Origin of the sequence: Pseudomonas sp. A25(2017) (genome assembly GCF_002001065.1) — a bacterium.
Lineage (GTDB): Bacteria > Pseudomonadota > Gammaproteobacteria > Pseudomonadales > Pseudomonadaceae > Aquipseudomonas > Aquipseudomonas kilonensis.
The window spans coordinates 102,838-127,925 of the sequence record NZ_MUOA01000043.1; the positions used below are offsets into that span (position 1 = coordinate 102,838).

Sequence of the window (25,088 nt, forward strand, 5' to 3'; positions counted from 1 at the left end):
TCAGCCGTTGGGCCCTACTGTCGCAACGATGGTCACTTGCTTGTTGTCCGGTATTTCCTGGTACGCCAGCACATGCAGCCCCGGGACCGCGAGGCGCCCGAATCGCGAGAGCATCGCGCGAATCGGACCGGCCACCAGCAGGATCACCGGCTGACCTTGCATCTCTTGCCGCTGGGCTGCTTCGATCAGCGAACGCTGCAGCTTCTCGGCCATGCTTGGCTCCAGCAGAACACCCTCTTCCGAGCCTTGTCCTGCCTTCTGCAGACTATTGAGCAATATCTGTTCCAACCTTGGCTCCAAGGTGATGACAGGCAGCTCAGACTCAGTGCCTACAATGCTTTGGACGATTGCGCGGGATACGCCGACCCGAACCGCGGCCACCAGGGCGGCGGTATCTTGACTCTTGGAAGCGTTGTTGGCGATAGCCTCGGCAATACTGCGTATGTCGCGCACAGGCACTTGCTCGGCCAACAGCGCCTGCAACACCTTGAGCAATTGCGACAACGAAACCACACCCGGCACCAGCTCTTCGGCCAGCTTGGGTGAGCCTTTGGCCAGTACTTGCAGGAGTTGCTGGACTTCTTCGTGACCGATCAGCTCGCTGGAGTGCTTGTACAGGATCTGGTTCAAGTGGGTCGCCACCACCGTACTGGCGTCCACCACGGTATAGCCGAGGGACTGGGCCTGGGCCCGCTGGCTGATTTCGATCCACACCGCCTCCAGGCCGAAAGCCGGATCCTTGGCGGTGATGCCGTTGAGGCTGCCGTAGACCTGCCCCGGGTTGATCGCCAGCTCGCGGTCGGGGTAGATCTCGGCTTCGGCCAGGATCACCCCCATCAGCGTCAGGCGGTAGGCACTCGGCGCCAGGTCGAGGTTGTCGCGGATATGCACGGTCGGCATCAGGAAGCCCAGGTCCTGGGACAGCTTCTTGCGCACCCCCTTGATCCGCGCCAGCAACTGACCACCCTGGTTGCGGTCGACCAATGGAATCAGGCGATATCCGACTTCCAGGCCGATCATGTCGATCGGCGTCACGTCATCCCAGCCCAGCTCCTTGGTTTCCATGGCGCGGGCCGGCGACGGCAGCAGTTCCTGCTGGCGCTTGACCTCTTGCAGGGCCTGGACTTTCTGCACGTTCTGTTTTTTCCAGAACAGGTAGGCGCCGCCGGCAGCCAGAGCAGCCATGCTCAGGAAGGAAAAGTGCGGCATTCCTGGCACCAGGCCCATTACAGCCATCAGGCCGGCAGCAACCGCCAGGGCCTTGGGCGAGGCGAACATTTGGCGGCCGATCTGCTTGCCCATGTCTTCGGAGCCCGAAGCACGGGTCACCATGATCGCAGCAGCTGTAGATAACAACAGTGATGGCAATTGCGCCACCAAACCGTCACCAATGGTCAACAAGGCGTAGACCTTGCCAGCGTCGCCGAACGTCATGTTGTGCTGGAAGATACCGACAGCCATGCCGCCGATCAGGTTGATGAACAGAATCAGCAGGCCGGCGATGGCGTCACCGCGCACGAATTTGCTGGCACCGTCCATGGAGCCGTAGAACTCGGCTTCCTGGGCCACCTCCAGACGACGCAGCTTGGCCTGGCCCTGGTCGATCAGGCCGGCGTTGAGGTCGGCGTCGATCGCCATCTGCTTGCCGGGCATCGCATCGAGGGTGAAACGCGCGCTCACCTCGGAAATCCGCCCGGCGCCCTTGGTCACCACGACGAAGTTGATGATCATCAAGATGGCGAAGACCACGATACCGACCACGTAGTTGCCGCCGATCACCACTTCACCGAAGGCCTGGATCACCTTACCGGCGGCGGCATGGCCTTCCTGGCCGTGGAGCATGACCACCCGGGTCGAGGCCACGTTCAGCGCCAGGCGCATCAACGTCGCCACCAACAGGATGGTCGGGAATACGGCGAAATCCAGCGGCCGCAGGGCGTAGACGCACACCAGCAGCACCACGATCGACAGGGCGATGTTGAACGTGAAGAACACGTCCAGCAGGAACGGCGGCACCGGCAGCATCATCATGGCGAGCATGACCAGCAGCAAGATCGGCACACCCAGATTGCCCCGGCTGAGGTCGGCTACATTGCTGCGCGCGGTGCTGAGTAACTGAGAGCGATCCACCAATATTCCCCGTGCCTGTAAAGCAAACTTTTGACGCCCGGAGGGGGCGCAGGCGGGGTATTGCAAGAAGCCTTCCAACTTTTGTCAGAGGCTGAAATAGAGGGGCTAACGCACATTTGTGGGAGCGGGCTTGCTCGCGAAAGCGGTCTTCCAGTCAACTTTGCATCGACTGACAGTACGCATTCGCGAGCAAGCCCGCTCCCACAGAAGATTGTGGTCAACTCGGCTCAGGAATCGCGGCGCAAATCCGGCGGGATCGGCAGGTCTTTTAGCGGTTCAGGGCGCTTGCCCTTGCCGGCGCGGTGTTGGCGGATCTGGTAGACGTAGGCCAGCACCTGGGCCACGGCCAGGTACAGGCCGCCAGGGATTTCCTGGTCGAGTTCGGTGGAGTAGTAAATCGACCGCGCCAGCGCCGGGGACTCGAGCAGCATCACCTCATTGGCCACGGCGATCTCACGGATCTTGAGCGCCAGGAAATCACTGCCCTTGGCCAGCAACACCGGAGCGTTGCCTTTTTCGGGGTCGTACTTGAGGGCGACGGCGTAGTGCGTCGGGTTGGTGATGACCACATCGGCGTCGGGGATCGCCGCCATCATCCGCCGCTGGGAGACCTCGCGCTGCAATTGACGGATTCGCTGCTTGACCTCCGGCTTGCCCTCCGCATCCTTGTGCTCGTCACGCACTTCCTGCTTGGTCATCATCAGCTTCTGCTTGCTCTGATACAGCTGGATCGGCACGTCGATGGCGGCGATCAGGATCAGGCCACAAGCCATCCACAACGTACTCCAGCCCACCAACTGCACGCTGTGGATAATCGCCTGCTCCAGCGGTTCGTGAGCAATGCGCAGCAGATCGTCGATGTCGGACTGCAATACCGTCAACGCAACAAACAGCACCAGCAGGAATTTCCCGAACGCCTTGAGCAGCTCCATCAGCGCCGTGGTGGAAAACATGCGCTTGAGACCGGCGGCCGGGTTCATCCGGCTGAACTTGGGGGCCAGGCTACCGGCGGCGAACAACCAGCCGCCCAGGGAAATCGGGCCGATCACCGCAGCCAGCAGCAAGCAGATCAGGATCGGCTGCACCGCCAGGATCGCGATCTTGCCCGAGTGCAGCAGATGCTGGGACATGGACCCCGGAGAGAGCAGTACTTCGCGAGGCAGAGAGAAATTCAGACGCATGATTTCCAGCAGGTCCAGGGCCAACCCGCCGCCATAAATCAGCAACCCGCCCGCCCCGGCCAGCATCACCGCCAGCGTGTTGAGTTCCTTGGAGCGGGCGGTCTCACCCTTTTCCCGGGATTCGCGCAGGCGCTTTTCCGTGGGGTCTTCTGTCTTGTCCTGACCACTCTCGCTCTCGGCCATGGTTCAGCGTGCCTGTGCCATGTCGCGTAAAAGCTGCAAGGCCTGGGTGGCCAGCGGCTGATACTGGTTGAGGATATCCCCCAGGCTGACCCAGAAAATCACCATGCCCAGCACGAGGGTCAGCGGGAAGCCAATGGAGAAAATATTCAATTGCGGCGCTGCTCGGGTCATCACGCCAAACGCGATGTTGACCACCAGCAAGGCGGTGATCGCCGGCAATACCAACACCATCGCCGCGCCCAGGACCCAGCCGAGCTTGCCGGCGATTTCCCAGAAATGATTGACCAGGAGCGCACTGCCCACCGGCATGGTGGTAAAGCTTTCAGTCAATACCTCGAACACCACCAAATGCCCATTCATGGCCAGGAACAACAGGGTCACCAGCATCGTCAGGAACTGACCGATCACCGCCGTCGTCACGCCATTGGTGGGGTCGACCATGGACGCGAAGGCCATGCCCATCTGGATCGAGATGATTTGCCCGGCCACCACGAAGGCCTGGAAGAACAGCTGCAGCGAGAACCCCATCAAGGCACCGATGAGGATCTGCTCGGCCACCAGCATCAGCGCACTGAGATCCAGTGCATGAACCGGCGGCATCGGCGGCAGCCCGGGCGCGATGACCACCGTGATCGCCAGGGCGAAATACAAGCGCACGCGCCGGGGCACCAGGGTCGTGCCGAAGATCGGCATGCTCATCAGCACCGCGGTCACGCGAAACATCGGCAGGATGAACGATGCCACCCAGGAACTGATCTGGGTGTCCGTCAGCTCAAGCATCGACATGAGGTCAGCCGATCAACTGCGGAATACTGCCGTACAACTGCAGGATGTATTCCATGAAGGTTTGTACCATCCAGGGGCCGGCGACGATCAACGTCACCAGCATCACCAGCAGGCGCGGCAGGAAGCTCAAGGTCTGTTCGTTGATCTGGGTCGCGGCCTGGAACATCGCCACCAGCAACCCCACCAGCAGGCTGGGGATCACCAGGATGGCAACCATTATGGTCGTCAGCCAGAGCGCTTCACGGAACAGGTCTACCGCTACTTCAGGCGTCATATCGCCCTCCCCGCACAAAAGGCCTAAACACCGCCGAAACTGCCCGCCAGGGTCCCGATGATCAGCGCCCAGCCATCCACCAGCACAAACAGCATGATCTTGAACGGCAGGGAAATGATCAGCGGCGAGAGCATCATCATGCCCATGGCCATCAACACGCTGGCGACCACCAGGTCAATGATCAGGAACGGAATGAAAATCATGAAGCCGATCTGGAACGCGGTTTTCAGCTCGGACGTCACGAACGCCGGCACCAGGATGGTCAGCGGTGCCTGGTCAGCACTGGGGATATCGGTGCGCTTGGACAGGCGCATGAACAGCTCCAGATCACTGCTGCGAGTCTGGGCCAGCATGAAGTCCTTGATCGGCACTTGGGCCTTGGCCACGGCGTCCTGGGCGCTGAGTTTTTCCGCCAGGTAGGGCTGCAGCGCATCCTGGTTCACCCGGTCGAACACCGGTGCCATGATGAACATGGTCAAGAACAGCGCCATGCCGGTGAGGATCTGGTTCGAGGGGGTCTGTTGCAGGCCCAGGGCCTGGCGCAGGATCGAAAAGACAATGATGATCCGGGTAAAGCTGGTCATCAGCATGACGAACGCCGGAATGAAACTCAGCGCGGTCATGATCAGCAGGATCTGCAGGCTGACCGAGTACTCCTGGGCCCCTTCGGCATTAGTCCCCAGGGTGATCGCCGAGATCGACAGCGGGTCGGCGGCGAACGCCAACGGTGCGGCCAGCATCAGGGCCAATGCCAACAGAATGCGCAACGGCATTACTTTTTATCCTTCTGGTCTTTCCCCAGCAGCTCCATGAGGCGCTGGGCAAATTCGGGGCTGGCCGGTTCGGTGGAGGGTACCTGCACCGGCTCCTTGAGGACGTGCAAGGCGGTGATGGTGCCCGGGCTCAGGCCCAGCAGGATCTGCTCGTTGCCGACCTGCACCAGCACCAGCCGGTCGCGCGGCCCGAGCGCGCGGGAACCGACGATGTCGATGACCTGCCCCTTGCCGCTCGGCCCCGCCTGTTGCACGCGCCGCAACAGCCAGGCGAGAAAGAAGATCAAGCCCAGCACCAGCAGCAAGCCGAGCACCAGTTGCGCCAACTGCCCGGCGACACCACTGCCCACCGCCGGCGCAGCGGCGGCCGTGGCAACCGGTTCGGCCGCCAGCACGCTCAATGGCAGCATCGCGACTGCAGCGAAGAAACCTTTCACTCAGCGCAGCTTCTTGATGCGTTCGCTCGGGCTGATCACGTCCGTCAGGCGAATGCCGAACTTCTCGTTGACCACCACCACTTCGCCATGGGCGATCAAGGTGCCGTTGACCAGCACGTCGAGCGGCTCGCCGGCCAGGCGGTCCAGCTCGATCACCGAACCCTGGTTGAGCTGCAGCAGGTTGCGGATGTTGATGTCGGTGCTGCCCACTTCCATGGAGATCGACACCGGGATATCGAGGATCACATCCAGGTTCGGGCCATCGAGCGTCACCGGCTCATGACTCTTCGGCACGCTGCCAAATTCTTCCATTTGCAAGCGGCTGGACGCATGGGCGCCAGTGTCGGCCGCCAGCAAGGCATCGATGTCTGCTTGCCCGGCATCGCCGGTTTCTTCCAGGGCCGCAGCCCATTCATCGGCCAGCGCCTGGTCATCCTGGGTATTCATATCGTCAGCCATCATTTGTCCTCGGCGGGCAAAAAATCAGTTAAAAACGCAAACTTAAAAATTCGACACCGCTCAGCGGCGTTCGATCGGCTCGATCACCTGCAACGCCAGGTTGCCTTTGTGAGAGCCCATCTTGACCTTGAAGGCCGGCACGCCATTGGCGCGCATGATCATCTCTTCCGGCATCTCGACGGGGATGATGTCCCCCGGCTGCATGTGCAGGATGTCCCGCAGACGCAGTTGGCGCCGAGCGACTGTAGCGCCGACCGGCACGTCGACATCCAGCACGTCCTGGCGCAAAGCGTTGATCCAGCGCTCGTCCTGATCGTCGAGGTCCGACTGGAAACCGGCGTCGAGCATTTCACGCACCGGCTCGATCATCGAGTACGGCATGGTCACGTGCAGATCGCCGCCACCGCCATCGAGTTCGATGTGGAAGGTCGAGACCACAATGGCCTCGCTCGGGCCGACGATGTTGGCCATGGCCGGGTTCACTTCCGAGTTGATGTACTCGAAGTTCACTTCCATGATCGCCTGCCAGGCCTCCTTCAAGTCGACGAAGGCCTGCTCCAGCACCATCCGCACGACCCGCAGCTCGGTCGGGGTGAATTCACGACCTTCGATCTTGGCGTGACGACCGTCGCCACCGAAGAAGTTATCCACCAGCTTGAACACCAATTTGGCGTCAAGGATGAACAACGCGGTGCCACGCAACGGCTTGATCTTCACCAGGTTGAGGCTGGTGGGCACGTACAGCGAGTGCACGTACTCACCGAACTTCATCACCTGCACGCCACCGACGGCCACGTCGGCCGAACGGCGCAGCATGTTGAACATGCTGATACGGGTGTAGCGGGCGAAACGCTCGTTGATCATTTCCAGGGTCGGCATGCGTCCGCGAACGATGCGATCCTGGCTGGTCAGGTCGTAGCTTTTGACGCTGCCCGGTTCAGCAGCGTTTTCGGTCTGCACCAGGCCATCGTCGACACCATGCAACAGCGCATCGATTTCGTCCTGGGACAGCAGGTCCTGCACGGCCATGTCGTGTTCCTACTGCAATACGAAGTTAGTGAAGAGCAACTGTTCGATCACCACTTTGCCAAGCTCTTTCTGAGCGACTTCCTGCACGCTGGCCGTGGCTTTCTGACGCAACATTTCCTGGCCGACCGGAGTGGCCAGGGTGTCGAAACTCTGTCCGGAAAACAGCATCACCAGATTGTTGCGGATCAGCGGCATATGCACCCGCAGCGCCTCCAGGTCAGCCTGGTTGCGACCCAGCAGGGTAATGCTCACCTGCATGTAGCGTTGACGACCGTTCTGGGTGTAGTTGGCCACGAAGGCTGGCGCCATCGGTTCGAAAATCGCCGGCTGCTTGCCCACTGGCGCGGCGTCGGCTACCACCGCCGGCTTGCTTTGGGCGCTGTGCATGAAATACCAGGTCGCCCCCACGGACACACCGACCGCCAGGAGCAAACCCACCACGATCATGATGATCAGCTTGAGTTTGCCTTTGGTTGCAGGGTCTTTTACAGCTGCTGCTTCACTCTTCGCCATGCCAATAATCCGTCACTAATCGGGGTTTTCACTGATGCACGGCAAGGCTGGAGCAAGTGTTATGCCAGAAGTGTGGAGGGCGACTGTCTGGACGCCGGCAATTTTGGCGGCCTCCCAAAAACCATTGTGGGAGCGAGCCTGCTCGCGATAGCGGATTGTCTGTCACCGTCGTCGGTGACTGATCGATCGCTATCGCGAGCAGGCTCGCTCCCACAGGTTTATCACATTGGATCAGGCGTAGTAGTCGACCGCGCTGGTGCCAATGACGCTGGTCGTGCTGGCGGCCACTTCAGCGATGCTCGCCGGAACAGCTTCATCCGCGGCATCCATCGACCCACCGGAGGATGTCGCACGCCCGGCCCGGGCCTGCTGCTGGGCCTGCTGCTCCTGGTTCTGCGAACCACGGGATTGATCAGATACGCTGACGTCGACCTGCCCCATGCCCTGCTGGGCAAAACTGTCCCGCAGGCGATGCATCTGGCCTTCGAGGGCTTCGCGAACGCCGGAGTGGGCGCTCATGAACGTGACCTGGGTCTGCTGATCCGGAACCATGTTCACCCGGATATCCAGGCGCCCGAGTTCGGCAGGCTGCAACTGGATGTCGGCCGCCTTGAGATTGACGCTGGACAGGTACATCACCCGGTTGACCACTTCTTCGGTCCAACCGCTCTGATTCATCGCGATAGGCTGGTTGACCGGCACCGCGTTGGCGGTTTTGGGCGTTGCGGCTTGGGTCAGGGCGGCCAAGCGGTTGGCGAAATCGTCCACCCGCGTGTCACTGGAAGCGCCGCCCAAGTCCTTGAGGCCTTCGCTGATCAAGCCACCAAAGGCCTTGTCGCCGCCCTGGCTGCCGGACTCGGTACTGTTCTGATCGGCTTGCACGCTAAGCATGCTTGCCATACCGGCGGCAAAGGTCTGCGCCGAAGTCGGCTCACCGTCGAGCGACGCCGGGGCAGCGTTCTTGGGCTGGGCCTGGCTGGCGGCGGAAACATGACCACCCTGCTCCATCGCCAAACGCAAGGCGGGCAATGCGTCGAGCGGGTCGGCTTCAGGGTCAAAGGCAGGATCGTCCACCGGGACCGCAGCCGGGAGCGGTGTGGCCGGAGGGACAACCGGCGCTGCAACTGCCGTGCTCATCTGGGCCTCAGCCGTAACCACCACAGGTGCAGGCTCCACTGCGGCTGACGCGAGCGGCACCGTCGTGTCTGGAAGCAGCCCTGGATCAAGGCTCGGATCGACAGGCGCAGCATCCGCTACTGGTGCTTGCGCCGAGTCGGCATCGTCGGCGCTGGCAGCCTGGTCGTCGGCGCTGGCCGGTTTGTCCGCGGGCAAGGGTTTGCCGCTATCGGCAACCGTCGGTTCCGAGGCGGCAGGGGTTTGGTTGCCGGTGTCTTTTTTGACGGTGTTGTCGGCAGCCTTGTCGCGCACCGCTTTCACCGTTGGCTCAGGGGCTGCCGACGTTTTGGCCGGCGCCTGCTTGGCGAAGACTTGAGCGAAGCTGGAGGCTCTATCCCCGAGATCCGGGGCCGCTGCCGGTGAATTGACGGCGGCCTTAGGCTTGGCCTGGACAGAGGCCTGAAGCAGTGTATTAGGGGTAACGGGCATAAAAAGGTCTCCGCTGCACTGGAATCATAGGTACAGTCGAGACTAGGCAATGCAAGGCACGGGCCAACGTCTGCCCGACCGTCAAATCTCAGCAGTGAAAGCCCTCGCGCTCTTCCCTGCAAAGCTTGCGAACATGAGCAAATTCGCTGTCGATTTCGTTGACCAGCTTCTCGATACCGCCCAATGACGGCTGCTTGACACGCTGTTCCAGTTCGCCGCACAGCTCGGCCAGGCGGATAGCGCCCATGTTGCTGCTGCTACCCTTGAAGCTGTGGGCCGTGGCGCTCAGTTTTTCCGCGTCCCGTGCCTCATGCAGCACGCGCAGGCGAGCCTCGGAGTCGTTGAGAAACGTATCCAGCAACTCCAGATACCCCTCCTCCATGACTTCTTTCAACGTGCTGAGCACGTCGCGGTCCAGATGAATCTCGTTCACTTGTTCGCTCCCTGATCAAGAGTAGCCCCGATTATGCCGGAGCCTCCCAGAAAAACTCCACGCGCGCACTACGACCATCGTCTGACCAACTGGCCCGCTGGCTCAACTGGCGTACCAGGCTCACGCCGCGCCCCGACAACCGATCACAGTCCACGGGCCGCGCCAGCACCCTGGTGACATCAAACCCCTCGCCACTGTCTTCGACCTCTATGGCGAGGCGACCACCCTCGCCATCTGGCGAGACATGCAAGTGCACCCGCACGTAACCGTCGCTCAGTTCATCCAGGCGCGTATTGCGCTCCCGGTAGTAGCGGGCGAAACCCGCCGCGTCACGCTTGAGACTCGAGTCGAGCCCGAGCACCCCATGATCCAGGGCATTGGAATACAGCTCCGACATGACGCTGTAAAGGGCGCCACTCTGCGCCCTGAGCCCATGGACCTCAAGCAGCAATTGCAGCAGGTAGGGCATCGGATTGAAGCGCTTGAGCGTCTGCGCCCGGAACTCGAAGCTCACCGACCAATCCAACGGGCTGGACTGGCCGCTATCGGAATAGACCGGTGGTGGCGGATTGAGTTGCGTCGGTGCGACCAGTCGCACCTCGACCATGCTGAAATCGTCACGGGCCTCACCGCGAAAGTCCTGCAGGGCCTGCTGGATATCCTCAAAAAGACGGTCAGGTTCACGGTTGGCTGAAAATACCTGCTGCAACCGTTCCACGCCAAACGGCTGGTCGTCGCGGTCACTGGTCTCGATTACGCCATCGGACAACAGGAACACTCGGTCCCCCAACGACATCGGATGCACTTCGGTGCGGTCATCGAATAATTGAGGTGTAAGCACGCCCAACGGCAGGTGCCGCGCCGGCAACGGCGTGCGCACGCCGCTGAGGCTGTCATGCAGGTACCCATCGGGCATGCCGCCGTTCCAGACCTCCACCGTGCAACGCTGGAAGCTCAGGCATAACAACGTTGCGCAACAGAACATGTCCACGGGCAGGATGCGTTTGAGCTTGGCATTCATTTCTCGCAGGATCTGCGCCAGGCCGTAGCCCTTGGCTGTCATCCCGTAGAACACTTCCGCCAGCGGCATCGCACCGACCGCCGCCGGCAAACCGTGGCCGGTGAAATCCCCCAGCAGGATGTGCATGTCGCCGGCCGGGTTGAACGCCGCCAGCAGCAGGTCGCCATTGAACAAGGCATAAGGCGATTGCAAGTACCGGATGTTCGGCGCGCTCAGGCAGCCGGAGTGGGCGATCTTGTCGAATACGGCCTTGGCGACCCGCTGCTCGTTGAGCAGGTAGTCGTGGTGCCGGGCGATCTGGTCGCGCTGCTCCACCACGGTGGCCTGCAATCGACGCAAGCGGTCCATGGCCTTGATCTTGGCCGCCAGGATCACTTGGTTGTAGGGCTTGGCCAGGAAATCGTCGCCGCCCGCCTCCAGGCAACGGGCCAGGGCTTCACTCTCAGTCAATGAGGTGAGGAAAATGATCGGGACCAACTGGTCCCCAGCCAACTGCTTGATTTTCTGCGCAGCTTCGAAGCCGTCCATCACTGGCATCATCGCATCCATCAGCACCAGGTGCGGACGCTGTTCCAGATAGACCTCGACCGCTTCGGCGCCATCGGCCGCAGTGAGCACGTGATGCCCCTGACGGCGGACAATGGTCGACAACAGCAGTCGATCAGCGGCACTGTCTTCGGCAATCAGGACCGTCAGCGACTCCGACGACGATTGCATGGCGATCAACTGATATCGAACAGCTTGTCGAAATTGGAGATCGCGAGGATTTTCTTGACGTCATTGCTGCTGTTGACGACCCGGATATCCGACTGATCGCCACCGGCATGATCGCGCAACAGCAGGAGCATGCCCAAGGCGGAACTGTCGAGATAAGTGGCTTCTTTCAAATCCACCACGATGGAGTCAGGTTTCTGATTGAGCCGTTCATAGGACTCACGAAACTCCTGATGCCGCCCGAAATCGAATCGACCTTTGATCGAAATCGTCAGTTTGTGCCCATCGGGGGATACTTCGGTAACGACTGACATGATCGGCTTCCTTGTCATGGACATACGTGTACAAGGTGTAGCATCTGGTAAAGGTCTGAGCAAGGGTTTGCCTCATTCAACCGACAAAATCCTGGTTTCGCATCAATAGGGGTTCTGCCGCGGCAGGCGCTGGGACAATTCATCGAGCAGTTTCTGTTCGCGCTTGTCTTCCAGTTGCCGTGCCTCATCAATATAGCGCTGCACCAGCTTGCGCAGCCCCTCGACCCGGGCAAACGCCTCTTGCCAGCTCTGGCGGGCCTTCTCCAGGTTGTTCTGGTGCCAGACCAGGCTCTGGCGCTGCTGGTCGATAGCGGTTCCCAACTGCGCAAGAAACCCTTGGTAACCCAACAACCACTGCCCGGAAACCCCGTGGGCGCCACGGGCGATCCACTGCTCCTGATACTCGAGTCGAAAGTTCTCGAGGTCAGCCAGTTTGCTTTCAGCGACTTTGACCTGGCCCTGGAAATACGCCAGACGCTGGACAGCGGTCTTCTCGGCCTTTTCCGCCATGTCCACCACTGGCGCCAGGCGTGCCGCACGACTCGTGGCCATGGCCGGTTACCCGCCGGCAACCGGGGTGAAAATACTCTGCAAGTGCGCTTCGCTGGCGCCCATGCCGATGTTGTCGTTCAGGCTCTGGCGCAGGTAAACGGCCATGGCCGGGTAAAGACTGATAGCGGTGTCGGTCTCGCGGTCACCGCCGGGGACGTAGGCGCCGACGCTGATCAGGTCGCGGCTTTGCTGGTAGCGCGACCAGTACTGCTTGAACTGCTGGGCCCGCTTCATGTGCTCGGCACTGATCACCGACGGCATGACCCGACTGATGGAAGCCTCGATGTCGATGGCCGGGTAATGCCCTTCCTCGGCCAGGCGCCTGGACAGCACGATGTGCCCGTCGAGTACGCCCCGGGCCGAGTCGGCGATGGGGTCTTGCTGGTCATCGCCTTCGGACAGCACGGTATAGAAAGCAGTGATCGAACCGCCGCCCTTTTCCGCATTGCCAGCGCGCTCCACCAGTTTCGGCAGCTTGGCGAAGACCGAAGGCGGATAACCCTTGGTGGCCGGCGGCTCGCCAATGGCCAGGGCGATTTCCCGCTGGGCCTGGGCGAAACGGGTCAGCGAATCCATCAGCAACAGGACGTTCTTGCCCTTGTCGCGGAAGTACTCGGCAATACGCGTGCAATACATGGCCGCGCGCAAACGCATCAATGGCGCATCGTCCGCTGGCGAAGCCACCACCACCGAACGCTTGAGCCCCTCCTCGCCAAGGATGTGCTCAATGAACTCCTTCACCTCACGACCCCGCTCGCCGATCAGCCCCACCACGATGATGTCGGCTTCGGTGAAGCGGGTCATCATGCCCAGCAGCACGCTCTTGCCCACCCCGGTACCGGCAAACAGGCCCAGGCGCTGGCCGCGACCGACCGTCAATAAACCGTTGATGCAGCGGATGCCCACGTCCAGCGGTACGCTGATGGGGTCGCGCTTGAGCGGGTTGATCGTCGGGCCGTCCATCGGCACCCAGTCTTCAGCCTTCATGCCGCCCTTGCCGTCCAGGGCTCGTCCGGCCCCGTCCAGCACGCGCCCGAGCATGCTCATGCCCATGGGCAGGCGGCCGTTGTCGGCCAGGGGCACCACGCGCGCACCCGGGGCTATGCCAGCGACACTGCCCACCGGCATCAAGAACACCTTGCTGCCGGAGAAGCCCATGACTTCGGCTTCGACCTGCACCGGGTGGTAGCTGTCGTCGTTGATCACCATGCAGCGGCTGCCCATGGCGGCACGCAAACCTTCGGCTTCGAGGGTCAGGCCGACCATGCGCAGCAGGCGTCCTTCCAGGATCGGTTGGCCGGCCAGTTCGCTGGCCTCGGCGTAGCTGCCCAGGCGCTTGGCGAAGCTGGTTCGCTCAAGGCGCATCGCGGCTGTCCAGTGCAGAAGCGTCCAGTTCAGGCATCTCCAACCCAGCATCGGCCGACGCTGTATCAGCCCCCACCAGAGGTTCGTCCGGCAACTCCAGGCTCAGGTCGGCGGCAGCCGGGTGCAGGGCCTGTTCGTGCAATTGGTCGAACAATTTGGCCATGATCTGGCTGATGCGGGTTTCAACGGTAGCGTCGATGCGGCTGTGTTCGGTTTCCACACGGCAACCGCCGGGCAGCAGTGCAGCGTCCTCGACGATGCGCCAGGTTTCTTCATGGCGCTCGCGCAAGGCCTTGACCAACTCGAAGTCCTGAGGATTGATGTACAGCCGCACGTTGCCCACACCCAATGGCAACAACTTGAGCGCTTCGCGCATGACATGTTCGATCTGAGTCGAATCGATGGCCAGTTCGCGCTGGATCACTTGCCGGGCGATGTGTTGCACCAGCCCCACCAGGGACTTCTCGATCTGGGTGTCCTGCTCGGCGATGGGGTCGAACAGGTTGAGCATCAGCGATTCCAACGCACGAAGCTTGGCCGTCAGCGCCACATCGGCTTCCTGGCGGACCTTGAGCGTGGTGCTGTGGAAGCCTTCCTTTTCACCCACGGCAAAGCCTTCGTTGTAGGCTTCCTGGCGAATGCCCTCGACTTCCTCGAGGGTCAGTGGCTGGACTTCCTCCAGCGGCACTTCCTCCGGCTCCGGCAGCTCTTCCACCGGTTCCGGCTCAGGCTCGGGAACATGGGGGTCGAAGCTGGGCAGCGACCAGACGTCGAAACCACCGACGTCCCGGGCGCGGATCAGGTCGCTGGGTGCTTCATCACTCTTGGCAGACATAACGACCTTAGATCATCTCTTCGCCGCCCTTGCCACCGAGAACGATCTCCCCGGCTTCGGCCATGCGGCGGGCGATGGTGAGGATTTCCTTCTGTGCGGTTTCCACGTCGCTGACGCGTACCGGGCCCTTGGCCTCGAGATCGTCGCGCAACAGTTCGGCCGCCCGTTTGGACATGTTCTTGAAGATCTTTTCCTTGACGCCTTCGTCCGAGCCCTTGAGGGCCAGCACCAGCACGTCGGACGACACTTCGCGCAACAGCGCCTGGATGCCACGATCGTCGACATCGGACAGGTTGTTGAACACGAACATGAGGTCTTCGATCTGACCGGACAGGTCTTCGTCGAACTCGCGGATCGAGTCCATCAACTGACCTTCGATCGAACTGTCGAGGAAGTTCATGATGTCCGCCGCGCGCTTGATGCCGCCCAGGGTGGTGCGCGCGGCATTGGAGTTGCCCGAGAACTGCTTCTCGAGAATCTGGTTCAATTCTTTCAGGGCCGCCGGCTGCACGGTGTTGAGCGAAGACACCCGCAGGATGATGTCCAGGCGCACCTTGTGGTCGAAGTTGCCCAGCACTTCACCGGCCTGGTCCGGGTCGAGGTAAGCCACCACGATCGCCTGGATCTGCGGGTGCTCGTAACGAATCACGTCGGCAACCGCACGCGGCTCCATCCACTTGAGGCTGTCCAGGCCGCTGGTGTTGCCGCCCAACAGGATCCGGTCGATCAGGCCATTGGCCTTGTCCTCGCCCAGTGCCTGGGTGAGCATCTTGCGCACGTAGTCATCGGAACCGACGCCCAGGCTGGTCTGATCGCCGACGATGTCAACGAACTCACTCATCACCTGCTCGACCTGCTCACGGTGCACGTTGCCCATTTGTGCCATGGCCACGCCCACGCGCTGGACCTCCTTGGGCCCCATGTGGCGCAGCACCTGGGCAGCGTCGGTCGAACCCAGGGACAGCAGCAGGATCGCGGCTTTGTCGACCCGAGACAATTTGGCAACAGCGGCTCGATTATCACTCATCTGCGTTAATCCACTCTTTCACGACCTGGGCCACACGACCCGGGTCTTCTGCCACCAGACTCTTGATGGCGTTCAACTGAGCGTCATAGCCTTCGCTCGGGCTTGGCAGCAGAATGCTCTGCGGCCCGCCGAGGCTGACGCGATCGTTTGCCAATTCGCCATCCAGGCCGCCCATGCCGCCCAGCTCGACATCACCGAAAGCTGCCAACTGCTTGTTCTTGCCGCCACCGGTGATGTTGTTGAGCACCGGGCGCAGCACGCCAAACACCAGTACCAGGATAAACAGCACACCCAATACTTGCTTGACCACATCCCAGAACCAGGGTTGCGAATAAAACGGAATATCGGCGACCACCTCACCGCGCTCCAGGGAGAACGGTACGTTGATCACGCTGACGCTGTCGCCACGGCTGGCGTCGAAACCGACGGCGTCCTGCACCAGGCGAGTGAAGCGCGCCAATTCGTCGGCGCTCCATGGCGCACGGCTGGTTTCGCCGTTGGCCGCGTTGACCTTGACCTGATCGTCCACCACTACGGCGACCGACAGGCGATTCAAACGACCTTGTTGCTGCTTGGTGTGGCTGATGGAACGGTCAAGCTCGAAGTTCTTGGTCGACTGCTGACGCTTGTCGGCCGGGTACGGCGCCAGCATCGGCTGGCCGGTGACCGGGTCCATGATCTGCTGGCCGTTGGCATCGATCAGCGGCTGGCCTGGCTGCACCATGCCGGCGGCTGCGGTGGCGCCACCGGTGGTTTGCGGTGCGCTGGCCGGCGACGGCGGCTGGTTGCTCAGGGCTCCCGGTACACCTTGGGGACCATTGCTGGCGGTACGTTGCTCGGTCACCGACTGCTCGCTGCGCAGCGCAGGCTGATCGGGATTGAACTGTTCGGACGTCGACTCGACGGCGCTGAAATCCACATCGGCCGACACCTCGGCCTTGTAGCGGTCGTTACCCAGGATCGGTTGCAGGATGTTGTGCACTCGCTGGGTCAGCATGCCTTCCATGCGACGGCTGTAATCGAATTGCTTGCCGGCCATGGTCAGTTCGGAGTTTTCCGCCTGATCGGACAGCAGGTTGCCTTTCTGGTCGACCACGGTGATCTGCGATTTGCTCAGCTCAGGCACGCTGGTCGCCACCAGGTTGATGATGGCAAGCACTTGACCTGGCTCCAGGGAGCGGCCCGAATACAGCTCGACCAATACCGAAGCGCTGGGCTTGCGCTCATCGCGCACGAACACCGAGCTTTTCGGGATCGCCAGGTGCACACGGGCGCCCTTGACGTTGTTCAGGCTGGAAATGGTCCGCGCCAGCTCACCTTCCAGGCCGCGACGATAACGGGTCGCTTCCATGAATTGGCTGGTGCCCAGGCCCTGGTCCTTGTCGAGGATCTCGAAACCGATGTTGCCATCGGTCGGCGTCACGCCAGCGGCTGCGAGCTTGAGGCGCGCACGGGCAACGTCGTCGGCCTTGACCAGCAACGCGCCGGAATTGGGTTCGACGGTGTAAGGAATATCGGCGGAAGCCAGGGTTTCCATGACTTGCTTGGCGTCCATGCCCTCCAGGCTGCCATACAGCGGCCGGTAGTCCGGTTGCTGGGACCACAGCACTACGGCAAAACCAATCGCCACGCTGGCAGCCAGGCCGACCAACAGGCCTACCTGACGCAGCATGGTCATCTCGGAGAGATTTTCCAGGAAGGACAGACCGAACAGCGGCGGTTTGCCGTCTACCGGAGTGGCCTTGGCCGGAACGTTATCTACGGCTGCTTCTGCCATGACTCAATAATTTCCTTAAACCGGCATCTGCATGATGTCTTGGTAGGCTTGAACCAGTTTGTTGCGAACCTGGGTCAACGCCTGAAACGAGACACTGGCTTTCTGCGAGGAGATCATTACGTCCGTCAGGTCGACGCCACTTTTGCCAATCTCGAAAGCACTGGCCAACTGGTTCGATGCCTGCTGGGTATCGTTCACTTTATTGACGGCCTGACCGAGCATGTCGGAAAAGCTGCTGCCACCCACCTGGGGGACCGCGACCGATTTAGGCTGGGCCATGGCGTCCATTTGCATGGCCCGCATGTCCAACATCAACCGATTAAATTCAATACCTTGGCTCATGGTCTACTCTCTCTGGCGGCCCGCATTTTTTTGACACTTACTCAGCGGGTATTCAGGTATTAGCAACAAGGGTGCCAGCTCCATGGCCGCAAAAAACAAATGCATGTGGGAGCGGGCTTGCTCGCGAAGGCGGTGGTTCAGTCAATGCATCGGTGACTGGTGAATCGCTTTCGCGAGCAAGCCCGCTCCCACAAGGGATATTCGGTGCACATTATTCAACTGGCGAACAGGTAGGCCTCGACATCCATGCCGGCGTCACGCATCTGCGCCAACTTGTAGCGCAGGGTGCGCGGGCTGATCCCCAGGCGTTCGGCCGCCTCCTTGCGCCGCCCGCGCTCGGCGCGCAGGGTGTCGATGATCATCTGGAACTCGCGACGACGCAGGTCGTCGCCCAAGGCGCCGGCCGACTCGCCCTCCACTTCCACCGCGGGCGCGAACGCCGCTGCCGGCACCGGCGACAATGCAGGCAATGGCGCGCAGGCCACCGGGCCGGCCAGGCAGAAATCCTCCGGCTGGATCAAGCCGCCCTGTTGCAGGATCAAGGCCCGCTGGATGGCGTTATCGAGCTCCCGAACGTTGCCCGGCCACGGATAGGCAATCAGACAGGCCTGAGCCTGCGCTGAAAACCGCGCAGCCGCATGCTTCATTTTATTGACGTGCTTGCTCAGCAGACGCTCGGCCAGCGGCAGGATATCGGCGGTGCGCTCGCGCAACGGACGCCAGGCCAGCGGGAATACCGACAAGCGGTAATAAAGGTCTTCACGAAAACGCCCCGCCGCCACTTCGCCGGCCAGGTCGCGGTTGGTGGTTGCCACCACGCGGATATCCAGGCTGATGGGCTTGCGCGCACCGACCCGCTCCACTTCCCGCTCCTGCAAGACCCGCAACAGCTTGGCCTGCAGGCCCATCGGCATTTCGGAAATTTCATCGAGCAGGATCGTGCCGCCGTCGGCCTGTTCGAACTTGCCAGCCTGGGCCGCGATGGCCCCCGTGAACGAACCCTTTTCGTGACCGAACAGTGTCGCCTCGAGCATGTTGTCAGGAATTGCCGCGCAATTGATCGCGATGAACGGTTCGCTGGCGCGCCGGGACTGTTGATGGATGTAGCGCGCCAGCACTTCCTTGCCCGTACCGGACTCGCCCGAAATCAACACGGTTGAATCGCTGCGCGCCACCCGCGCGGCCAATTCCAGCAGTTGCGCACTGGCCGGCTCGATGGCCACCGGGCCTTCGCCCTCGACCGCGAGGCTGCCCAAAGCATGACGCGCCACCAGGTCCAGCAGGGCTTTTGGCTCGAACGGCTTGACCAGGTAATCCGCAGCCCCCTGGCGCATGGCATCCACCGCGCGCTCGACGGCGCCGTGAGCGGTCATCAGCAAAACCGGCAGTTGCGGCTGACGGGCACGTAACAGGCCGAGCAATTGATGGCCGTCCATGCCCGGCATATTGACGTCACTGACCACCAGGCTGAACGCTTCGCGGCCCACAGCCAGCAGCGCTTCTTCCGCCGAACCGACGGCAGCGTAGTCGTGCCCGGCCAGCACCAGCGTATCGGCCAGCGCCTCACGCAGGGCCCGGTCATCCTCAACCAGCAACACCTTGATCGCCATTGCTTTCACTCCACCCCTGGCGCATCGGAAAACAGCGGCAAGCACACCGTCGCACAGGTGCCACGGCCCAGCCGCGAGCGCAGTTGCAATTCTCCCTGATGGGCACGGGCCACAGCCTTGACCACGGTCAGGCCCAGGCCGGTGCCAGTAGTCTTGGTGGTGAAAAATGGCTCGCCCAGGCGTGCCAGCACGGCCGGCTCGATACCGCTGCCGCTGTCGCTGACACACAGGCGCAAGGTGTTGTCGCGTGTATATAAGTGCACTTTCAGCCGGACGTCGCCGCCGCTGGCCTGGATCGCGTTTTCGATGAGGTTCAACACCGCGCCCACCAAGGTGTCGCGATTACACAACACTTCGCCGACATGGCTGTCGCACTGCCAGCGGATCGGCAAATCCTGTACATGGGTCAGCGCCGCTGCCTGCAACGATTGCAATAAAACCTTGGGGGTCACACGGTCGGTCAACGGCAGCTCGCCGCGAGCGAATACCAGCATGTCGCGCACCTGGTGCTCCAGCTCATGCAGGCGCTCTTTCAAGCGTCCGGCGAAGCGTTGCTGGGTTTCCATCGGCAATTGCTGTTCAGTCAAATGACTGGCATAGAGCAGCGCGGCAGAAAGCGGCGTGCGAATCTGATGGGCCAGCGACGCCACCATCCGCCCCAGGGAAGACAGGCGCTCATGGCGAGCCAACTGGTCTTGCAGGTGACGGGTTTCAGTCAAGTCATTGAGCAACACCAACTGCCCCGGCTCGGCATCCAGCGAGCGCGTCGAGATGGACAGGCGCCGACCGTCCTTGAGGGACACTTCATGACCGTCGTCTTCACGGGGCGCAAAGCAGCGGGCGATGACATGCCGCCACAGCTCGCCTTCCAACGGCAGGCCGAGCAACTCGCAAGCCGCGGGGTTGGCTTCGCGCACACGGCCGTGGGCGTCGATGACGATAACGCCACCGGGCAACAGGTCGAGGAGATTTTGCAGACGATTAGCCAGGCGTTCCTTTTCCGCCAGCTCCTGCATGCGCTGGGCGCTGACCACGGCCAGCTCCCCCTTAAGCTCGGTGACCCGGGCTTCGAGCAGGCTGTAGGAATCAGTCAGTTGGCTGGACATCTGGTTGAACAGCGAAAATGCCTGCTCAAGTCCAAGCCGGCTTGCCTGCTCGACGGACGGCATGTGTCCCGGCTCGGGGACAGGAGACATCTGGGCGGCTTGGGTCATCGTGCTCTCTCGCTTGGCTGACCGTCAGTTAAACGGAACGTTGCGAGGGCTATAGCAATACCCGTGCCGAAAAAAAACCGCCTGAAAATCAGGCGGTTGGAAAACAGGCGTCAATCATCCGCCTGTTCATCTCCTTCGCGACGGCTCATGCCGTACTTGCGCATCTTCTCCACCAGGGTGGTGCGCCGGATGCGCAAGCGTTCTGCGGCGCGGGCCACGATGCCGTTGGCATCGTCCAGTGCTTGCTGGATCAGCCCTTGTTCCAGGCCTCCCAGGTAATCCTTGAGATCCAGGCCTTCCGGTGGCAACAAGGCATTGGCGGTGAAATCTGGCGTGTGGCCGTTGATTGCCACCCGCTCCTCCAGATCGCTGCGCAGGCTGTCGACCATTTGCTCGTCTTCATCGTCGACGTAGCGGAATTTCTTCGGCAATTCATTCACGCCGATCACCCCGTACGGGTGCATGATCGCCATGCGCTCCACCAGGTTGGCCAGCTCACGGACGTTGCCCGGCCAGCCATGGCGGCACAGGGACATGATCGCCGCCGAGTTGAAGCGGATCGAACCGCGCTTTTCGTGCTCCATGCGCGAGATCAGCTCGTTCATCAGCAACGGGATGTCTTCGACGCGCTCACGCAGTGGCGCCATTTCGATTGGGAAAACGTTGAGGCGGTAGTAGAGGTCTTCGCGGAAACTGCCAACCTCGATCATGCTCTCGAGGTTCTTGTGCGTGGCGGCGATGATTCGCACATCGACGCTCTGGGTCTTGTTACTGCCCACACGCTCAAAGGTGCGCTCCTGCAGGACCCGCAACAGCTTGACCTGCATCGGCAACGGCATGTCGCCGATTTCGTCGAGAAACAGCGTACCGCCATTGGCCAATTCGAAACGCCCGGCGCGGCTGGTGATCGCGCCGGTAAAGGCGCCCTTCTCATGGCCAAACAGCTCGCTCTCCAGCAACTCGGCCGGAATCGCGCCACAGTTGACTGGCACGAACGGCGCTTCGCGGCGCTTGGAGTGGTAATGCAGATTGCGCGCAACCACTTCCTTGCCCGTGCCCGACTCGCCCAGGATCAGCACGCTGGCGTCGGTATCGGCCACCTGCTGCATCATCTGGCGCACGTGCTGGATCGCCCGGCTGGTGCCGACAAGGCTGCGGAAAAGGTTGGGTTCGCGATGCCTGCCGCGCTCACGGGCCTGGTCGTACATCTCGCGATAAACCTGCGCGCGATGCAGCGAATCAAGCAGCTTGCTGTAGCTGGGCGGCATTTCGAGCGTGGAAAGTACTCGGCGACGCTGGTCCTCAGGCAGGTCAAGGGAAGAATTTTCGCCCATTAACAAAACCGGAAGGAACTCATCCCAGGTTGAGAGTGTCTTTAGCAAGCCCAAAAGCGTTGCGGGGGCATTCACGGTCCCGATAAGGACACAGATGACCTCGCGACTGGACGACAAAGAGCCGACGGCCTGCTGCCAGTCATGGCTTCCGCAGGGTAAATTTTCTTCACCAAGAAAATTTAAGATCACCGCCAGGTCGCGGCGGCGGACGCTATCGTCATCGATCAGGAGAATTTTGGTTTCACGCCACATGCAATAGCAACTTCCCTAGTCAACCCAATGCCCGAAATTAGGGGGCAAGCTAGACGCTTGCAGACTTGTCATGCCTGTAGACGCCTTCAATCTGTAAACAGCTACTAGTAAAGTCAAAAAACCGTGCACAGTCAAATTTATGGCGCAACAGGCTCGGATTAACTGAGCATTAACCGAACAGATGGTAAACCTTTGCCGCGTTCTGTGCTTGATGGATCTGTTGCATCTCGTCGACGATCGCCTGACGCTCTCCCGTCGCCGCCTCCAGCAATTGCCGATAGACCCCTAGCAATTCCTCAAGATTGATCCGCAACGCCGCCTCATCCACCTGGGACTCGCCCAGGACGTCTTCCATGCAGGAACGGCAAGCCAGGTCCAACTGACCGATGGCTTCCCAGTTTCGCTCGGCCAAGGCATCAACCAAGGCATCACGGGTTTGTTCGATTCGCTGCAGGACAAGACTCATGAGAGCACTCCTTAGAATTGCGGACCAGGTGCGGCAATGGCGTCCCAGCCTTCCTTGACCGTGCGAAGCAGATCGGCGACTTCGTCGAGGATCTTCGGATCGGCCTTGATGTTGGCTTCAGCCAGACGTTTCATCATGTAAGCGTAAAGAGCATCCAATTCAGCGACCGATTCGGCCTGATTTTCCAGGTCCAAGCCTTCACGCAAACCACCGACGATGCCGATGGCCTTGCTGATCAGAATGCCTCTGTTTGCAATATCCTTGCGCTCCATCGCGCCCTTGGCCTGGGCGATACGATCCAGCCCGCCTTCCATGAGCATCTGCACAAGACGATGGGGACTTGCTTCGGAGGTTTGCGCCTGGGCGCCAATCTTCTGGTATTGGCGAAGGGCTAACATCGGATTCATGTTCTACCTCATCAAAAAACTTCGGTTCGTATAAACAGCGTATCGACGCCGCGTCAAAAAACTTTAGACCGAAAAGCCGAAAGCCCGGAACGTAGTCAAAACGTTGCCGGGCTTTTTTGCATCGGTCGAAAATCAGCTGTTCTTCTGCTGTGCCGCCATCGCTTCAAACATGGAGGTGATGTTGTTGGCAGTAGCTTTCAGCTTGCCGACCAGGGTGTCCATGTCATTGTACTTTTTGGTCAGCGTTGCGGTCAGTGTCTCGACCCTGCGATCCAGAGCCTCCTGATCGTTCTTCAGACGGGTCTGGGTCCTGTTCAGCGCCGTGGTCCGCTGATCAAGGATGCCACCCGTCTGGCTGTAGGGTTCGATAGCCTTGCCCATGCGCTCCAACAGGCCGTTGGTGCCAGTGAACAACGTTTGGACTTCACCGCTGAGTTTCTTATCGTTCATCGCTGCGCTGAACTTGACGCCATCGAAGTTCAACGCACCCGTCTTCTGATCGGTGGTAATACCCAACTGGGCCAGCGACGTCAGCTTGTCGCCAGCGCCGGTTTCAGACAAGGGCGTTCGAATCGCCGCCAACAGCGAGCGAGGCAACGCGTCACCGGTCAATTTTGCCGACACCGTCAGCTTGCCATCGCTGTCTAGCGACGGCTTGGTCAGCGCGGTAATGCTATTGGCGATCGCATTATAGGCATCGACGAACTTCTGGATCGAGGCTTTCAGGCCATCATTGTTCGGTGCCACGGTAACGGTTGAACTGGCGGACGGTCCGCCACTGAGCAAGTTCAAGGTCAACCCGGAAATCGCCGTGCTGACCGTATTGCTCTTGCTGGTCAGCAGCATGCCATCGACGGTGAAGCTGGCATCCTGGGCCAGGGCACCGATGGCGCCCGCCGAAGTGGCCGTCAGCGCAGCACCGCCAGCACCCACGACGTTCGTCCCATCGATCTCCAGCCCCGCGATGCCGCTTACCGAGATGTCGGAACCGGCGCCGGTCGTGCTTGAACCCAGCACCAGGCGCGAACCGAAAGAGTCGGTGATGATGTTGGCACTGAAACCCGCAGCCTTGAGCGCAGTGTCGGCATTGATCGCGTCACGAACCGATTGCAGGGTCGCACCGGCCCCCACATTGAGGTTGTAGTTGACACCGTTCTGCGCGATGGTCAGCGTGCCGCTCGGGATGGCACTGCTGGTGCCACCGGCAAAGGCCGCCGAGGTAACCTTGGAAGCCGTCGCGATATTGTCGACCTTGATCGCGTAGGTACCGCCCACCGCAGAGTTGCTGGCGGTGGCCGTGAGAACTGTCGGGGCAGAGGATGTCGCAGCAAAACCCGAGAATTGCGGGGTCGTTGTGCTGGACAAGTCCTTCATGGCGGTACTGAAAGCTGCCAACAACGACTTCAGGGTTCCCACCCCGGAGATACTGTTGGTAGTCGTCGTCGTCGCTCGGGTGATCTGACCTTGCTTGGCGGCCTTGTCGGAATCGACCAGCGCCTTGACGATCGCGGTGGTATCAAGGCCGGAGCCTAGACCCAAGCCAGGTAGAATTGGACTTGCCATGTGGGACTCCCTTCAGTGTGTCGCCGGCCTTTTGACCCTTACAACGCCCAAAAGAACATAGCAACAAAATTCGTGCCAGTTGTCAGGCTTCGGCGCTGAACAACAAGCTGTTTGCATCATTCAAACTGTTGGCCAGTTTCAGAACTTCTTCGTTCGGGATCTGGCGAATCACTTCACCGGAACCGCTGGCAATCACTTTGACCACTACTTTGCCTGAAGGCTCATCAATAGAGAACTCCAGGTTGCGCTTGACCGACTGAACGAACTGCTCGATTTCCTGAACGGCCTTCTTGAGTTTGTCCTGCTCGGCGGCAGCGTCTTTGGGAGCTTCCTTGACCGGTGTCACGGTAGCAACGTCGGTTTGAGGCTTCTCCACTGGCTTGTCGGCCACTGTAGGTGCCGGCTTCGCCGCTGGATAAGACAAGTTCAGCTTCACGCTCATATCCATGTCCATCACCTCTTGAACGGAAAAAGCGAGAGAGTACGCAAGCG

26 protein-coding genes are annotated in these 25,088 nt (G+C 60.9%); all 26 read right to left on the bottom strand.

The features are described from left to right. Positions 1-2,130, bottom strand: a complete 2,130-nt coding sequence (flhA, locus tag B0E42_RS04730; protein WP_077505877.1) for a flagellar biosynthesis protein FlhA — start codon at positions 2,128-2,130, stop codon at positions 1-3. Positions 2,131-2,357: 227 nt separating this feature from the next. Next, entirely contained in the window at positions 2,358-3,494 is a 1,137-nt protein-coding gene (gene flhB, locus B0E42_RS04735) for a flagellar biosynthesis protein FlhB (protein WP_053178507.1), read from the bottom strand. A gap of 3 nt (positions 3,495-3,497) precedes the next feature. After that, complete coding sequence (gene fliR / locus B0E42_RS04740) at positions 3,498-4,280, bottom strand: flagellar biosynthetic protein FliR (protein WP_053178506.1); 783 nt, start codon at positions 4,278-4,280, stop codon at positions 3,498-3,500. A 4-nt stretch (positions 4,281-4,284) separates the two neighbouring features. Then, complete coding sequence (gene fliQ / locus B0E42_RS04745; protein WP_018611765.1) at positions 4,285-4,554, bottom strand: flagellar biosynthesis protein FliQ; 270 nt, start codon at positions 4,552-4,554, stop codon at positions 4,285-4,287. A 23-nt stretch (positions 4,555-4,577) separates the two neighbouring features. Beyond that, positions 4,578-5,327 (bottom strand): flagellar type III secretion system pore protein FliP, encoded by a 750-nt coding sequence (gene fliP, locus B0E42_RS04750; protein WP_018611767.1) that lies wholly within the window; start codon positions 5,325-5,327, stop codon positions 4,578-4,580. Beyond that, entirely contained in the window at positions 5,327-5,764 is a 438-nt protein-coding gene (gene fliO, locus B0E42_RS04755) for a flagellar biosynthetic protein FliO (protein ID WP_018611769.1), read from the bottom strand. The genes fliP and fliO overlap by 1 nt, the downstream gene beginning before the upstream one ends. Then, positions 5,765-6,223 carry a flagellar motor switch protein FliN gene (gene fliN, locus B0E42_RS04760; RefSeq protein ID WP_003199107.1) on the bottom strand — a complete coding sequence of 153 codons (459 nt, stop codon included), beginning with the start codon at positions 6,221-6,223 and terminating at the stop codon, positions 5,765-5,767. Positions 6,224-6,283: 60 nt separating this feature from the next. Next, complete coding sequence (gene fliM, locus B0E42_RS04765; RefSeq protein ID WP_018611773.1) at positions 6,284-7,252, bottom strand: flagellar motor switch protein FliM; 969 nt, start codon at positions 7,250-7,252, stop codon at positions 6,284-6,286. 9 nt (positions 7,253-7,261) lie between these two features. Next, a complete protein-coding gene (fliL, locus tag B0E42_RS04770) occupies positions 7,262-7,765 on the bottom strand; it encodes a flagellar basal body-associated protein FliL (protein WP_018611775.1) in 504 nt (167 codons plus the stop codon). Between the two features lie 231 nt (positions 7,766-7,996). After that, positions 7,997-9,370, bottom strand: a complete 1,374-nt coding sequence (locus B0E42_RS04775; protein ID WP_077505853.1) for a flagellar hook-length control protein FliK — start codon at positions 9,368-9,370, stop codon at positions 7,997-7,999. Between the two features lie 88 nt (positions 9,371-9,458). Next, positions 9,459-9,803: an Hpt domain-containing protein gene (locus tag B0E42_RS04780; RefSeq protein ID WP_077505855.1), complete on the bottom strand. Its 345-nt coding sequence runs from the start codon at positions 9,801-9,803 to the stop codon at positions 9,459-9,461. 31 nt (positions 9,804-9,834) lie between these two features. Next, positions 9,835-11,541: a fused response regulator/phosphatase gene (locus B0E42_RS04785; RefSeq protein ID WP_018611780.1), complete on the bottom strand. Its 1,707-nt coding sequence runs from the start codon at positions 11,539-11,541 to the stop codon at positions 9,835-9,837. Positions 11,542-11,546: 5 nt separating this feature from the next. Then, positions 11,547-11,852 carry an STAS domain-containing protein gene (locus B0E42_RS04790; protein ID WP_014337164.1) on the bottom strand — a complete coding sequence of 102 codons (306 nt, stop codon included), beginning with the start codon at positions 11,850-11,852 and terminating at the stop codon, positions 11,547-11,549. A 102-nt stretch (positions 11,853-11,954) separates the two neighbouring features. Continuing rightward, a complete protein-coding gene (fliJ, locus tag B0E42_RS04795; RefSeq protein ID WP_003199091.1) occupies positions 11,955-12,404 on the bottom strand; it encodes a flagellar export protein FliJ in 450 nt (149 codons plus the stop codon). A 6-nt stretch (positions 12,405-12,410) separates the two neighbouring features. After that, positions 12,411-13,769, bottom strand: coding sequence for a flagellar protein export ATPase FliI (fliI, locus tag B0E42_RS04800; RefSeq protein WP_018611783.1), 1,359 nt, complete (start codon positions 13,767-13,769; stop codon positions 12,411-12,413). After that, positions 13,759-14,604, bottom strand: coding sequence for a flagellar assembly protein FliH (gene fliH / locus B0E42_RS04805; protein WP_018611785.1), 846 nt, complete (start codon positions 14,602-14,604; stop codon positions 13,759-13,761). Before fliH ends, fliI begins: the two co-directional genes overlap by 11 nt. Before the next feature lie 7 nt (positions 14,605-14,611). Next, the gene (gene fliG, locus B0E42_RS04810) at positions 14,612-15,631 is read right to left on the bottom strand and encodes a flagellar motor switch protein FliG (RefSeq protein ID WP_018611787.1); all 1,020 of its coding nucleotides are present in this window, start codon (positions 15,629-15,631) and stop codon (positions 14,612-14,614) included. Continuing rightward, entirely contained in the window at positions 15,624-17,408 is a 1,785-nt protein-coding gene (gene fliF, locus B0E42_RS04815; RefSeq protein WP_077505857.1) for a flagellar basal-body MS-ring/collar protein FliF, read from the bottom strand. Before fliF ends, fliG begins: the two co-directional genes overlap by 8 nt. A gap of 15 nt (positions 17,409-17,423) precedes the next feature. Beyond that, entirely contained in the window at positions 17,424-17,750 is a 327-nt protein-coding gene (gene fliE, locus B0E42_RS04820) for a flagellar hook-basal body complex protein FliE (protein WP_003199082.1), read from the bottom strand. A gap of 215 nt (positions 17,751-17,965) precedes the next feature. Next, entirely contained in the window at positions 17,966-19,360 is a 1,395-nt protein-coding gene (locus B0E42_RS04825; protein WP_053178501.1) for a sigma-54 dependent transcriptional regulator, read from the bottom strand. Positions 19,361-19,365: 5 nt separating this feature from the next. Then, positions 19,366-20,574 (bottom strand): PAS domain-containing sensor histidine kinase, encoded by a 1,209-nt coding sequence (locus tag B0E42_RS04830; RefSeq protein WP_053178500.1) that lies wholly within the window; start codon positions 20,572-20,574, stop codon positions 19,366-19,368. Between the two features lie 110 nt (positions 20,575-20,684). After that, complete coding sequence (locus tag B0E42_RS04835; RefSeq protein ID WP_003199076.1) at positions 20,685-22,160, bottom strand: sigma-54 dependent transcriptional regulator; 1,476 nt, start codon at positions 22,158-22,160, stop codon at positions 20,685-20,687. 169 nt (positions 22,161-22,329) lie between these two features. Then, positions 22,330-22,626, bottom strand: a complete 297-nt coding sequence (locus B0E42_RS04840) for a hypothetical protein (RefSeq protein WP_003199075.1) — start codon at positions 22,624-22,626, stop codon at positions 22,330-22,332. 11 nt (positions 22,627-22,637) lie between these two features. Beyond that, positions 22,638-23,033, bottom strand: a complete 396-nt coding sequence (fliS, locus tag B0E42_RS04845) for a flagellar export chaperone FliS (RefSeq protein WP_053178499.1) — start codon at positions 23,031-23,033, stop codon at positions 22,638-22,640. Positions 23,034-23,165: 132 nt separating this feature from the next. Continuing rightward, complete coding sequence (gene fliD / locus B0E42_RS04850; protein ID WP_053178498.1) at positions 23,166-24,596, bottom strand: flagellar filament capping protein FliD; 1,431 nt, start codon at positions 24,594-24,596, stop codon at positions 23,166-23,168. An 82-nt stretch (positions 24,597-24,678) separates the two neighbouring features. Continuing rightward, positions 24,679-25,044, bottom strand: coding sequence for a flagellar protein FlaG (locus B0E42_RS04855; protein WP_053178497.1), 366 nt, complete (start codon positions 25,042-25,044; stop codon positions 24,679-24,681). Between the last annotated feature and the right edge of the window lie 44 nt (positions 25,045-25,088).

Bases quoted from the DNA above. Each gene is read 5' to 3' on its own strand.
- flhB (WP_053178507.1), bottom strand. From the start codon at position 3,494: ATGGCCGAGAGCGAGAGTGGTCAGGACAAGACAGAAGACCCCACGGAA.
- fliR (WP_053178506.1), bottom strand. From the start codon at position 4,280: ATGTCGATGCTTGAGCTGACGGACACCCAGATCAGTTCCTGGGTGGCA.
- fliQ (WP_018611765.1), bottom strand. From the start codon at position 4,554: ATGACGCCTGAAGTAGCGGTAGACCTGTTCCGTGAAGCGCTCTGGCTG.
- fliP (WP_018611767.1), bottom strand. From the start codon at position 5,327: ATGCCGTTGCGCATTCTGTTGGCATTGGCCCTGATGCTGGCCGCACCG.
- fliN (WP_003199107.1), bottom strand. From the start codon at position 6,223: ATGGCTGACGATATGAATACCCAGGATGACCAGGCGCTGGCCGATGAA.
- fliM (WP_018611773.1), bottom strand. From the start codon at position 7,252: ATGGCCGTGCAGGACCTGCTGTCCCAGGACGAAATCGATGCGCTGTTG.
- fliL (WP_018611775.1), bottom strand. From the start codon at position 7,765: ATGGCGAAGAGTGAAGCAGCAGCTGTAAAAGACCCTGCAACCAAAGGC.
- B0E42_RS04775 (WP_077505853.1), bottom strand. From the start codon at position 9,370: ATGCCCGTTACCCCTAATACACTGCTTCAGGCCTCTGTCCAGGCCAAG.
- B0E42_RS04785 (WP_018611780.1), bottom strand. From the start codon at position 11,541: ATGCAATCGTCGTCGGAGTCGCTGACGGTCCTGATTGCCGAAGACAGT.
- B0E42_RS04790 (WP_014337164.1), bottom strand. From the start codon at position 11,852: ATGTCAGTCGTTACCGAAGTATCCCCCGATGGGCACAAACTGACGATT.
- fliJ (WP_003199091.1), bottom strand. From the start codon at position 12,404: ATGGCCACGAGTCGTGCGGCACGCCTGGCGCCAGTGGTGGACATGGCG.
- fliI (WP_018611783.1), bottom strand. From the start codon at position 13,769: ATGCGCCTTGAGCGAACCAGCTTCGCCAAGCGCCTGGGCAGCTACGCC.
- fliH (WP_018611785.1), bottom strand. From the start codon at position 14,604: ATGTCTGCCAAGAGTGATGAAGCACCCAGCGACCTGATCCGCGCCCGG.
- fliG (WP_018611787.1), bottom strand. From the start codon at position 15,631: ATGAGTGATAATCGAGCCGCTGTTGCCAAATTGTCTCGGGTCGACAAA.
- fliF (WP_077505857.1), bottom strand. From the start codon at position 17,408: ATGGCAGAAGCAGCCGTAGATAACGTTCCGGCCAAGGCCACTCCGGTA.
- fliE (WP_003199082.1), bottom strand. From the start codon at position 17,750: ATGAGCCAAGGTATTGAATTTAATCGGTTGATGTTGGACATGCGGGCC.
- B0E42_RS04825 (WP_053178501.1), bottom strand. From the start codon at position 19,360: ATGGCGATCAAGGTGTTGCTGGTTGAGGATGACCGGGCCCTGCGTGAG.
- B0E42_RS04830 (WP_053178500.1), bottom strand. From the start codon at position 20,574: ATGACCCAAGCCGCCCAGATGTCTCCTGTCCCCGAGCCGGGACACATG.
- B0E42_RS04835 (WP_003199076.1), bottom strand. From the start codon at position 22,160: ATGTGGCGTGAAACCAAAATTCTCCTGATCGATGACGATAGCGTCCGC.
- B0E42_RS04840 (WP_003199075.1), bottom strand. From the start codon at position 22,626: ATGAGTCTTGTCCTGCAGCGAATCGAACAAACCCGTGATGCCTTGGTT.
- fliS (WP_053178499.1), bottom strand. From the start codon at position 23,033: ATGAATCCGATGTTAGCCCTTCGCCAATACCAGAAGATTGGCGCCCAG.
- fliD (WP_053178498.1), bottom strand. From the start codon at position 24,596: ATGGCAAGTCCAATTCTACCTGGCTTGGGTCTAGGCTCCGGCCTTGAT.
- B0E42_RS04855 (WP_053178497.1), bottom strand. From the start codon at position 25,044: ATGGATATGAGCGTGAAGCTGAACTTGTCTTATCCAGCGGCGAAGCCG.